We start from the raw sequence: 11,592 nt of genomic DNA on the forward strand, positions 1-11,592 counted from the left end.
CGCGTCGCCTAGTTCTGGGTCTCGCCCGGCGATTCACCGGGCACGAACACATCCAGCGCACCGCCTGCGCCGTCGCCCGGTTCAGCATCCGCCGGCGCTTCCTGCACCACAGGCGGCGCAACACGGCGGGCAAACGCCGACAGGCCCGGTACGTTCACGGCGCCGTCGAACACATGGATCGCTGCGCCCTCGAACGAGGCGCCCACCGGCTCTACGCGCCCGCCCAAGCAATCGCCCAAGAAGTGCTCAAGCACGGCCAGATACGAGAGCCGGTTTTGCTGGCGCACCAGATCGCGGCCCTCTTCGGGGAATGACAAATAGGTCAGTGCGCCACGCGGACGGATCGCGAGCGCAAGCTGATCGCTTTCCGCACGCGGCGTCCGCGGATCGCGCGCGCCGAGCGCCAGCAGGAACGGCGTGCGAATTTGCGTGGCGCGGAAATACGGCGAGCGATCGCGCAAGAGCTGGCGCCCCTCTGGCGTACGTGGATCGCCAATGCGCGCGTACAATTCGTCACGCGCGGACGCTGGCGCACGATCCAGCAGCGACAGCAAATTCGGTTGCGCGCCATAGCTTGCGCCGCAACGGAACTGATCTGGCGCGCCCGCAAGACCTGAGAGCGCCGTGTAGCCGCCAAAGCCCGCACCAACGATTGCCACGCGATCTGGCTGCGCCACGCCGTTTGCGACCGCCCATTGCACAGCGTCGAGCAAGTCTTCCTGCATCCGCCCGCCCCATTCGCGATTGCCCGCATTGAGGAAGGCTTTGCCAAAGCCATTGGAGCCGCGGAAGTTCACGCTCAGCACCGCATAGCCGCGATTGGCGAGCCATTGGTGCAGCGCATTGAAGCCATAGGAATCGCGCGACCACGGCCCATCATGCACCGCCACCACAAGCGGCTGCGGCTCTTCCGGGCGCGCATCGCCATTGGCGTCCGAGCCAATCGGCAAGGTGAGATAAGATACGAGCGTCAAACCATCGCGCGCTTCGATCTCGACCGGCGTCATCGGTTGCAGCGGCGCCTGATCGAGCGCGGGCCGATGCCGGAAGAGCAAAGTCAGTCGGCGCCCGTTGCGATCGTAGAGATGCGAGCGCGCCGCTATCGCCGGGCCTTCTTCAACGACAATCCAGCGTCCATTGTCGGCGCTGCGCGAAACGATCGAAAAATCGCCGGCAAGATTGCGGTCGAGAAATTCGATGTCCGCTTGCGTCTCGGGATTGAGCGAGCGCCATTCCCGCCGCAAATACTCCGTCGCGAACGCCTCAGCCGCGTTGTTCGCCGGATTGAGCCATACATCGACGACATCAGCGCGCGCGCTTTCGCCGATCACCGTCTTCACGCCCGTTTCCGCATCGACGCGTACGAGCGCCGTGCGATCGCGGCCGGTGGAATCCAGCATCAGGAAATTGCGGCCATCGGCTTCGAAGGCGATCGGAATCGCCGACATCGTATCTTCGAGCGGGATTGGAAACAAAGCCGTCGCGCGGCCGCGTTCGTCGAAGCGCACCAATTCAGCGCTGCCATCTTCCAACGGCCGCACGCCGAGGCGCACGCGGTTCTCGCGGTCGAGCACGAAACGCGCGAACCCGCGGGGCCCCGTATTGCGCAGCAGCACCGAGCGCTCACCCGAGCGCACATCGACCCGCACCACGTCGGCCCACACGGCATTGCGCTGGTTCAGCGCAATCACCACGCCGCCCGGATCGTTGGCGCTGACGCCAAGGATCTCCGCGCGCGCACCCGCCTGCGTCAGCGCCCGCGGCGCGCCGCCCGCGACGTCCACCGAATAGAGCTGGAAATTTTCGTCGCCGCGCTCGTCCTGCAGATAGAGCAAGGTCGCGCCATCGGCGGCCCAGGCAAACGAGCGAATGCCGCGCACGCGATCGTCGGTCACCGGGCGGGCCTGATCCATTGCGTCAACGGAAAGAACCCAGAGGTTCATCACCCCGTCGCGCGGCGCCAAGAACGCGACCATGTCGCCGCGCGGCGAAAGCTGGCCGCCCGTGCGCACGGGATCACCGAAAAGATCAGCGCGGGAGATCGAAGGCTGCGCGATCTCAGGCGTAGGCGCGCGCACACCGTCCCGGCCACAGGCCGCGACGGCGAAAGCGAGCCCCAAGGCGGCGATGGCCCCGGCCCAAAATCTGGTCGCTCTCGTCCCCACACCCAAACCTTACAGGGCCGTCATCCACCGTCCAACTCACATGGCTGACAGGAAGTTCATCTTTACGGCAGGGATGGGGCGATGGCTGCGGCCCGGGGGCCTTCTTCCCCAGATAGGAGACTGAAGAGCACGCTTTGACACCCCGGCCGGCGCACCCTATTCCACTGCCGCTTTGACAAATTCGACTCAATCCCCCGCCGCCCATACCGGCGCACTCGTGCTCGCCGATGGAACCGTATTTTTGGGCCAGGGCCTAGGGGCTGAAGGCGCCGCCGACGGCGAGGTCTGCTTCAATACCGCCATGACCGGCTATCAGGAGATCCTGACCGACCCGTCCTACGCGGCCCAGATCGTCGCCTTCACCTTCCCGCACATCGGCAATGTCGGCGCCAACGTCCAAGACACCGAGACGTCTTCGCCGGCCGCTGCGGCTGCTGCACGCGGCGCTGTGTTGCGCACCAGCCCGACAGCGCCCTCGAACTGGCGTTCGGAAGACGATCTCAATTCCTGGCTGAAGAAGCGCAACATCATCGGGCTCGCCGGTCTCGATACGCGCGCACTCACGCGCCGCATTCGCGAGCACGGCATGCCAAACGCCGTCATCGCGCACGCCCCCGACGGCAAGTTCGATCTCCAAGCGTTGCATAGGCGCGCGCAAGCCTGGCACGGCCTCGACGGTCTCGATCTCGCGAAGGAAGTGACGACCGCGCAAAGCTACGTCGTCAATGAAAGCCTCTGGCAATGGCCGCTCGGCGTGCCTGAAGTGCAGAAGCCGAAATTCACTGTCGTCGTCATGGATTACGGCGTGAAGCGCAACATTCTGCGCGCGCTCGGCGAGATCGGCGCGAAGACGATCGTGCTGCCCGCGACCGCAACGGCTGAAGAAGCGCTCGCGCACAAGCCGGACGGCATCCTGCTGTCAAACGGCCCTGGCGATCCGGCGGCGACCGGCGTCTACGCCGCGCCCGAGATCAAGAAGCTCGTCGATAGCGGCTTGCCGGTGATGGGCGTGTGCTTGGGCCACCAAATGCTTGGCCTCGCGCTCGGCGCCAAGACTTTAAAAATGCCGCAAGGCCATCACGGCGCGAACCATCCAGTGCAAGACAAGAGCACCGGCAAGGTCGAGATCGTGTCGATGAACCACGGCTTCGCCATCGATCGCGACACGCTGCCCAAAGGCGTGAAGGAAACCCACGTCTCGCTGTTCGACGGCTCCAATTGCGGCATCGCGTTGGAAGGCAAGCCAGTCTTCTCAGTGCAATATCACCCGGAAGCGAGCCCCGGCCCGCAAGACAGCCACTACCTCTTCGAACACTTCGCCAAGCTGATGAAGAAGAGCGGCAAGGCGGCTTGAGGAAGAGCTGTGTCGGACACATGAAGACGGTTCGGCCTCACCATCTCAAATATGCACTCGCCCAAAGTTGGTGGTTGCTACCAACATTCGTTGGCTTCGCTGGACTCATGGTCCTAATTCGCGGCGGCGCCTTCACCGACTTTGTTTGGGGAGCAATTCCCCGTGTGATTTTCGCGGTCGGGTATTTCTTGTATCGCGTTTGGCGCACTCAGCAGCGACTTTGATCTTGGGGTCCCCTTCCTTCACCGCCCCCCTCGTCTCCCTCGCGCCAATGGCGGGCGTGACAGACATCCCATTCCGCCGCCAAGTGAAAGCCTTTGGCGGGCGCTATTGTGTGTCGGAGATGGTGGCGTCCGAGCAGCTTGCGCGCGATCGCGTCGACATGGCGCGCCGCGCCGCTGGCTTTGGTACGATTGCGCCGCTCGTCATCCAACTCGCCGGCCGCGAAGCGCATTGGATGGCCGAAGGCGCGCGCCTTGCCGAAGAGGCCGGCGCCGATGTCATCGACATCAATATGGGTTGCCCGTCGAAGAGCGTGACCTCCGGTCTCTGCGGCTCGGCCCTGATGCGCGATCCCGATATGGCGCTGAAGCTGATCGAAGCGACGGTCTCCGCCACCAAGCTTCCCGTTACGCTGAAAATGCGCCTCGGTTGGGATCACGCCAATCTCAACGCGCCCGAAATCGCCAAACGCGCCGAAAGCGCAGGCGTGCGCATGATCACGATCCACGGCCGCACGCGCCAGCAATTCTATACGGGTGTTGCCGACTGGGCCGCGATCGCGCCCGTCGTGAACGCCGTCACCATTCCCGTGATCGCCAATGGCGACATCAACAACGCCGCCGACGCACGCCACGCACTCGAACTTTCAGGCGCCGCTGGCGTGATGATCGGCCGCGCCGCGCAAGGCAAACCTTGGCTGCCGGCTTCAATCGAACACGCGCTCAAGCACGGCGGCGAAGTCGAGGCGCCCGCACGCGAAATCCTGCTCGCCTCGCTGCTCGCACTCTACGAAGACACGCTTACCTTCTACGACGAAGGCCTAGGCCTCCGCATCGCGCGCAAACACATCGCCTGGAGCATCGACGCCGTCCTCGGCGCAAGCGCACGCGCGCAACGCAAAGCCATCTGCACGCTGACCGATCCCGTCCGCGTCCGCGACGAGCTGATCGCGCTCTTCGAACGCGAACCGGAATTGGTTGCGGCCTAATCTGCACCGCCGGCGCCCTCGCTTGCCAAGTCCAGCGATTGCCCGCGAGGCGCCGGCGCTCCATAAACGCGCCATGACCAAAACCCCGCTTCTCGTTCACCCCCCGCTCGGCCTCTTCGAAATGCGCTTGGCGGAGTACGACATCGTCCGCTGGCCGACGGATCGCACAGACATCCGCGCCGCCGTCGTGATCGGCCATCTGGGCCTCACCAATGCGATGATCGACGCGCTGCCGGAGCTCAAATGCATCGTGTGCTTCGGCGTCGGCGTGGATGGGCTTGATCTCGACTATTGCCGCGCGCGCGGCATCGCCGTCACGCACGGGCGCCACATCAATCACGAAGACGTCGCCGACGTCGCCATCGGCCTGATGATCGCGCGGCTGCGTTTCTTTACCGAAGGCGAACGCGTGTTGCGCGAGGGCAAATGGACGCCGCCGCTTGCCGTGCCGCCGCAGAAGCGCTTGCGCGGGCGCAAACTCGGCATCGTCGGCATGGGCGCCATCGGCGAAGCCATCGCCGTGCGCGCCGAAGCGTTTGGGCTCGACATCAAATGGTACGGCCCGCGCGCCAAGCCGGCGATCAAACACGCTTACGAACCTGATTTGATGAAACTCGCCGATTGGGCGGAAGTGCTGATCGTCGCTGCGCGCGGCGATAAGAGCACGGCCAATCTGGTCAATGCTGACGTGATCAAGGCGCTCGGCAGCGATGGCGTGTTGATCAACATCTCGCGCGGCACCGTTATCGATGAAGACGCAACGATCGCGGCACTCAAAAGCGGCGCACTCGGCGGCGCTGGCCTCGACGTATTCGTGGAAGAACCGACGCCGGCGTCACGCTGGGCCGACGTGCCCAACACAACGCTCACGCCGCACCTCGGCGGCGGCACCCGCGAAGCCCTCTGGGAAGGCTCGCAAAACGTGCTGGAAAACCTGCGCCGGTTCTATGCGGGCGAAGCGCTGCTCTCGCCGGTGGAGCACTAAGAGAAACGGAGCGCGCGTTTGCGCGCTCCGCAGATCACCTAAGCCCGCCCGTACGGCGTCGAGTTGAAAATGCCCATCTCTTCCTCGCTCATGTCCGCGCCGATATCGGCGAAGAGCGGCGTGGAGAGATAGCGTTCGCCGGTATCAGCCATCATCGCGAGAATATTGGCGCCGGCGGGCGCCGTCTTCGCGATTTCCAGCGCGCCAGCGAGATTGGCGCCGGACGTGATGCCGACGAAAATCCCCTCCTTCGCGGCGAGGTCTTGCGAACAGCGCATGGCGTCCGCATTCGCAATCTGGACCACCTTGTGGACGCGCGAGAGATCGACATCGCCGGTGATCTTCGGAATAAAGTCCGGCGTCCATCCTTGCATCGGGTGCGGCTTGAAGGCGGGGTGGCCTGCGGCCGGCGTGCCATCCGCGTTGCGCTCCTGCGGCAGGCCGCTGGAGAGCAGCGGTGCGTCCGCAGGCTCGCAAACGATAATCTTTGTGTCGGGCAATTCCTTATTGAGCACGCGCGCCACGCCGTTCAGCGTGCCCCCCGTGCCATAGCCCGTCACCCAATAATCGAGCTTCACATCACGGAAATCATCGACGATCTCGCGCGCCGTCGTCTTCACGTGCATTTCCGGATTGGCTTCGTTTTCGAACTGGCGCGTCCAATACCAGCCGTGCGTCTTGGCGAGCTCCATCGCTTTCTGCACCATGCCGGTGCCGCGCAACGCCGCCGGCGTCGTCACCACTTTGGCGCCGAGGAACCGCATCAGCTTGCGGCGCTCAACAGAGAAACTTTCCGCCATCGTCACGACCAGCGGATAGCCCTTCGCCGCGCACACCATGGCCAAGCCAATGCCGGTGTTGCCGCTCGTCGCTTCCACCACCGTCATGCCCGGCTTCAATTCGCCCGAGCGCTCCGCCGCTTCGATCACGCCAAGCGCCAAGCGATCCTTCACCGAGCCCAGCGGATTGAACGCCTCGACCTTCACGTAAAGGTTCACGCCCGCCGGCGCGATGCGATTGAGCTTCACCACCGGCGTACGGCCAACGGTTTCGAGAATAGAATTGTAGCGGGCCATGCGCGCGCCTCCTGGTAAAATCCGAGACGCACCCTTTACCGCCTCGCGCGCCGCCGCGCGAGTGTCTTCGGTTACAGACTGACGCTACGCCTCACGCGCTGAACGCGCCGCATGGCTGATCACGCATCAGCTTGCGCCAATCGCCGGCCGACAGATGCACCAAGGTCTTGTGATCGCCGCCCTCGAAATAGATGTCGTCGGCGTCGAGCAGACTTTCATCCATCACGGTTTCGAGGTTGAACGCCTCACCGATTGGCGGAATGGCGCCCAAATCGCAATCGGCGAACAGCGACGCGCTCTCCTCTTCCATCGCCAGCCGCACCGGCCGCCCCAACCAATGCTGCAAGCGATCGAAGCGGACTTGGCGCGACGCCGGCACAACAGCGAGCATATAATCGTCGCCGACGCGCACCAGCACAGCCTTGGCCATCAGATCATCGTCAATGTGCGCCACATGCGCCGCCTGCGCCGCGCTCTTGGCGCGCGCGTGCGGGATTTCCTCAAATCGGCATCCTCTGCGGTCGAGATACGAGCGTAGCCGCGGCGAAATCGACATCATCGCCTCCTTATTCAATGAGGAAGCGCGAGGATGCGCGGTGCGTCGTGTGGGGCGCAGCACAGGGCCTCGCGCCAATGTGACGATCCTAATCCCGAACGAGTTCCGCGCCAATCGCCAAGCACAGGCGGAACTAGCGCCCCCGCCATCGGTTCTTTCTGCACATCATCGAGAGGAGAGTGAGCAATGGCTGAAAGAGAAAGCGGCGGCGGTTCCTCGCCGTGGGTCGCGTTTCTGGCTGGCATATTTCTGGTCGCGCTGATCGCCGTGGGCGTCGTCGCCTACAATGGCGGCCTTCAGCGCCAAGAAACCGCGCAGCTGGAAATCAATGTGCCGGACGTGAAGGTCAATCCGCCTGAAATCGATCTCCCGCCAATGCCGGCGCCGCAATCGCCGCCGACGGCGGACGCGCCGGCTCCGGCTCCTGAAACCCCATAAAGCAAAAGGGCGGCCCCAACGGACCGCCCTTTCTCTTTGGCGATGTCGCCAACTTAGCGCAGTTCGAACGTCACGTTGACGCTCACGCGCGTTTCGATTTCGCCAGGCGCGATCGGCGGCGGGGGTGCGGCCGGCGAGGCGTCCATACGAGCCGACATCGCAAACGGCATCGGCGGTGAATAGCCCCCGCCTTCGCTTACAGCGACAACACGGACGACGCGCATATTCAGCGCGCTGGCGTACAATTCCGCACGACGACGCGCTTCCGCGATCGCATCACGGCGCGCGATGTCGAGCTGCGCTTCCGGGTTAGCGTGCGAGAACGACACGCCATTGATGTTGTTGCCGCCGGCAGCGACTGCGGCGTCGATCACGCGACCGGTGTTTTCAATATTGCGCACCTTCGCCGTGACTGTGTTGTTGGCTTGATAACCCGTGATCAGCGGCGGCTCGCCTTCGCGATATTGCTGTTGCGGATAGACCGACACGTTCGACGTTTGAATGTCCCGCTCGGCCACGCCCGCGCGGCGCAGCGCTTGCGTGAGCGCCGCCATCCGGCGTGAATTCTCTTGCAGTGCGGCTTGCGCGGTTTGGCCTTCGGTGGTGACGCCAACATTCAGCGTCGCCAAATCCGGCCGCGCCTCTGACGTGCCCTCGGCGCTGACGCTCAGCAGCGTGCCGTGCTGCGCGCTTTCGGCGGGGGTCGTCTGCGCGACAGCACCCTGTGGAACCGCGACCGTCGCCATTATGGCGAACGCCGCAGCGGCTTTGATGAGACGCATGTCATTCTCCTCTCCAGATCCCCTCTGGTTCGCTTTCTTCCACGCGCGCGCGGCGCCCGAATTACGGCGAGGTCAGGTTTTTTCGACGCCTAGCGGAAATGTGAACCTTTGTTCCGATTGGCGCGTTCACTCCCGACAGGAGATGAGGTCATGGAAAAACAAATCCAGCCCCCGAAAAAGCCCACCCCGCCGCCAAAGCCGAAAAAGGTCCGCGACGCCGGCCCCGACGCGATGGAAAACCCGCCGCCTGAGCGCTGGACCGAGGTCGACGAAGCCTCCGACGAAAGCTTCCCCGCCAGCGACCCGCCAGCGAAATATTAGGCGACGTTCAAGTCTCCCCGCCGGAAACCTCGCGGAAGCGGTCCATCTGATGCATGCGTTCGTGCAGGATCGTTACAATACCAACGTCGCCGTCAGATAAACGACGCCAATACAGAAAATGCCGCTCATACCGGAAGAAATACCCGTCTACGCTGAACTCGGCGGGGATTGGCTTTGACAGAATTTCGTGCGTGTCGATTTGCCCGACAGCCGCGAAAAGCCCGGTGACGTAGCGATCCGCCTGTTCGACACCCCAACGATCTCGCGTGTAGCGATAGATTTCATCGAGACGGTGCGAGGCCGCTTCCTGAACGCGGAATACGGCCATCGCGTTAGCTCCGGTTGCGCGCAATCACCTCGGCCGCGCCCAAGTGTTTGTAAGAATCCTCCGGAGCAGCAAACGCGTGAGCAAGCTCGGCCTTCAACCGCTCAAACGCTTCCTTCTCCGCCCGCTCCTTATCGCGGCGGATGAGGTCGCGAATATATTCGCTGACGTTCTCATAGGCGCCGTTCTCGGCCACGTTCTCGGCCACGAAATCGCTGAGAGCGCCGCTCAGGCGGACCGTCATGGTCGTGGTTCGAGACATAGTGAGCTCCCTGGGCGCAAGGCTCGTCTTCAATATAATCAAAAATGAATACACAACAAGACGGCCGATCATTCCGCAACCGCAGCGGACGCCAGTTTCAAGTAACCGAATCACGTAAACTCGGCTTTTCAGCCCGGTTGATGATTTGCGGTTCTCAGACGCCTTCCTGCGCCAAGTGCGCGACCGCGTATCTATCGCGGATTACGCCGGGCGGCGTCTGAGCTGGCACAAGCAAAAATCGCGACCAAGCGCCGGCGATTATTGGGCCTGCTGCCCGTTCCACCAAGAGAAGAGCCCCTCGTTCCACGTCTTGGATCAGAAAGGCATCTTCAATTGCTTTGGCTGCGGCGAGAAAGGCGATCTCTTCACGCTCGCCATGAAGCTCGAAGGCGTCTCCTTCCCGGAAGCCGTCGCGCAAATGGCTGAACGCGCCGGCATGGAGATGCCGAAGGACGATTACGAAGATCGCGGCGACAATGATCGCAGGAAGCGGCTCTATCAGATCACCGCGCGCACCGCGAAACTCTACGCCGATGCGCTGCGCTCCAGCGGCGGCGCCGACGCGCGCAAATATTTGCAGGGCCGCGGTCTTGGTCCGGCCGAATGGGATCGCTTTGGCATTGGCTTCGCGCCCGACGAATGGACCTGGGCGCTCGACAAGCTGAAAGCCGAAGGCTTCACGCAAGAAGAGATCGTGGCTGCCGGCGTTGCGCGCGAAGGCGAAGAGGGCAAGCGCGCCATCGATACGTTCCGCGGCCGCGTGACCTTCGAAATCACCGATCCCGCAGGAAAAATCATCGGTTTTGGCGGTCGCGCGCTCGCGAAGGACGCCAAGGCCAAATACATCAACTCGCCCGAAACCGCGCTCTACTCGAAGAGCCGCGTGCTCTATCGCTTGAAGCAAGCGCGCGAATTGCTGGCGAAAACCAAAGCCGAAGGCCTCGTTGTCGGCGAAGGCTATCTCGACGTCATCGCGCTCGAGCGCGCCGGCATCGCCGCTGTGGCGCCCTGCGGCACCGCGCTCACCGAAGATCAGCTGCAATTGCTTTGGCGCTCCGGCAGCGAGCCTGTGATCTGTCTCGACGGCGACAGCGCTGGCCAACGCGCCGCCGAACGCGCGCTTGATCTGGCGCTGCCCTATCTCTCGCCCGCGCACACGCTGCGCTTCGCGCATGCGCCCGCCGGCCAAGACCCCGACGACATCTTCCGCAGCGGCGGCGCCGATGCGTTGAAGCAGCTGATCGACAACGCCTCGCCCGCCGTCGACACTTTGTTCGAGCGCGAAAAGAACAAGCGCGAGCTCAGCACGCCGGAAGCGCGCGCCGCGTTCCAAGCCGGGCTCAAAGACGCCATCGGCAAGATCGCCGACCGCGACACGCAGCGGCTCTATTTCTCCGAGCTGATGAGCCGCGCGAACGCCCATCTGCGCGCCCAGCGCCCGCCCTTCGTGCCTTACGCGCCTCGTCCGCCAGGCCAGCAAGGCCAAGGCCCCTACAAACGCGGCCAGATGCCCCCGGCTCCCGCCACGGCCGAACTCAAAGCCATCGCCAACGCCGAACGCGCCCGCCCCGCCGCCGAGGGCCTGCTCCGGGCCGCCATCGACCAGCCGGAGGTGCTTTCCAAATACGCTGACTGGATCGAGCGCCTGGAAATCCACGATCCGGACCTCGAAGCCATCCGCGACGCCCTCTTGGCGCTCGCAGATGAGGCCGCCCATGCCGAAAATGACGCGCTCTCCATTGACCGCGCCGCCCTTAGCCTCCATTTGACCCGATCGGGTCAGGAGCGCGCCGCAGCCCGCATTGAGCGTTGGAAGCACGAAGAGAAGCCCCCCGGTCGCAAGGCTGAGCCGAATACCGGCCCCGACGCGAACCCGAGTGAGTGGCTTGCCTTAGTGACACGCCAAGTGGTGCTGCCGGCGATCAGGGAGGAATTGTCTGAGTTGCAGGCGGCAGCCGCCGAGGGCGACGACGACGCGTTCGTTCGCTTCCAGGCGCTGAGCCGCGAGGCTCGTTTAATCGAGGCTCGCGCCCGCGAAGCAAAACAAGAAGACGCTGCCGCTGAAAACGACGACGCCGACGGGCTGGTCGCCTGACCGCCCCGAACCTATTTCGAATT

12 protein-coding genes are annotated in these 11,592 nt (G+C 63.8%); 6 read left to right on the plus strand and 6 right to left on the minus strand.

The window, feature by feature from the left end; all coding sequences use genetic code 11:
• Positions 1-8: 8 nt before the first annotated feature.
• Positions 9-2,120: a S9 family peptidase gene (locus EPJ54_RS08745; RefSeq protein WP_167755652.1), complete on the minus strand. Its 2,112-nt coding sequence runs from the start codon at positions 2,118-2,120 to the stop codon at positions 9-11.
• Positions 2,121-2,337: 217 nt separating this feature from the next.
• Between EPJ54_RS08745 and carA the strand changes: the two genes are divergently transcribed.
• The 3 genes from carA to EPJ54_RS08760 all read left to right on the plus strand — a co-directional run bounded on the left by carA (position 2,338) and on the right by EPJ54_RS08760 (position 5,714).
• Positions 2,338-3,519 carry a glutamine-hydrolyzing carbamoyl-phosphate synthase small subunit gene (gene carA / locus EPJ54_RS08750; protein ID WP_135211336.1) on the plus strand — a complete coding sequence of 394 codons (1,182 nt, stop codon included), beginning with the start codon at positions 2,338-2,340 and terminating at the stop codon, positions 3,517-3,519.
• A gap of 220 nt (positions 3,520-3,739) precedes the next feature.
• Positions 3,740-4,729: a tRNA dihydrouridine synthase DusB gene (gene dusB, locus EPJ54_RS08755; RefSeq protein WP_420823037.1), complete on the plus strand. Its 990-nt coding sequence runs from the start codon at positions 3,740-3,742 to the stop codon at positions 4,727-4,729.
• Between the two features lie 73 nt (positions 4,730-4,802).
• Complete coding sequence (locus EPJ54_RS08760; protein WP_135211338.1) at positions 4,803-5,714, plus strand: 2-hydroxyacid dehydrogenase; 912 nt, start codon at positions 4,803-4,805, stop codon at positions 5,712-5,714.
• Between the two features lie 38 nt (positions 5,715-5,752).
• Here the strand turns inward: EPJ54_RS08760 and cysK are convergent, their stop codons facing one another.
• Positions 5,753-6,790 (minus strand): cysteine synthase A, encoded by a 1,038-nt coding sequence (gene cysK, locus EPJ54_RS08765; RefSeq protein WP_135211339.1) that lies wholly within the window; start codon positions 6,788-6,790, stop codon positions 5,753-5,755.
• Between the two features lie 91 nt (positions 6,791-6,881).
• Positions 6,882-7,346, minus strand: a complete 465-nt coding sequence (locus EPJ54_RS08770; RefSeq protein WP_135212082.1) for an aminoacyl-tRNA deacylase — start codon at positions 7,344-7,346, stop codon at positions 6,882-6,884.
• A 186-nt stretch (positions 7,347-7,532) separates the two neighbouring features.
• Here EPJ54_RS08770 and EPJ54_RS08775 point away from each other — a divergent pair, with 186 nt between their 5' ends.
• A complete protein-coding gene (locus EPJ54_RS08775) occupies positions 7,533-7,784 on the plus strand; it encodes a hypothetical protein (RefSeq protein ID WP_135211340.1) in 252 nt (83 codons plus the stop codon).
• 53 nt (positions 7,785-7,837) lie between these two features.
• On the opposite strand, the gene EPJ54_RS08780 is transcribed toward EPJ54_RS08775, so the two are convergent.
• Entirely contained in the window at positions 7,838-8,566 is a 729-nt protein-coding gene (locus EPJ54_RS08780; RefSeq protein WP_135211341.1) for an SIMPL domain-containing protein, read from the minus strand.
• Between the two features lie 150 nt (positions 8,567-8,716).
• Here EPJ54_RS08780 and EPJ54_RS19815 point away from each other — a divergent pair, with 150 nt between their 5' ends.
• Positions 8,717-8,887, plus strand: coding sequence for a hypothetical protein (locus EPJ54_RS19815; RefSeq protein WP_167755633.1), 171 nt, complete (start codon positions 8,717-8,719; stop codon positions 8,885-8,887).
• 7 nt (positions 8,888-8,894) lie between these two features.
• On the opposite strand, the gene EPJ54_RS08785 is transcribed toward EPJ54_RS19815, so the two are convergent.
• Positions 8,895-9,215 (minus strand): type II toxin-antitoxin system RelE/ParE family toxin, encoded by a 321-nt coding sequence (locus tag EPJ54_RS08785; protein ID WP_135211342.1) that lies wholly within the window; start codon positions 9,213-9,215, stop codon positions 8,895-8,897.
• A gap of 4 nt (positions 9,216-9,219) precedes the next feature.
• Positions 9,220-9,474 (minus strand): ribbon-helix-helix domain-containing protein, encoded by a 255-nt coding sequence (locus EPJ54_RS08790; protein WP_135211343.1) that lies wholly within the window; start codon positions 9,472-9,474, stop codon positions 9,220-9,222.
• A gap of 145 nt (positions 9,475-9,619) precedes the next feature.
• On the opposite strand from EPJ54_RS08790, the gene dnaG reads away from it, so the two are divergent.
• A complete protein-coding gene (dnaG, locus tag EPJ54_RS08795; RefSeq protein WP_135211344.1) occupies positions 9,620-11,569 on the plus strand; it encodes a DNA primase in 1,950 nt (649 codons plus the stop codon).
• Positions 11,570-11,592 lie beyond the last annotated feature (23 nt).

This window comes from Vitreimonas flagellata (assembly GCF_004634425.1).
GTDB lineage: Bacteria > Pseudomonadota > Alphaproteobacteria > Caulobacterales > Aquidulcibacteraceae > Vitreimonas > Vitreimonas flagellata.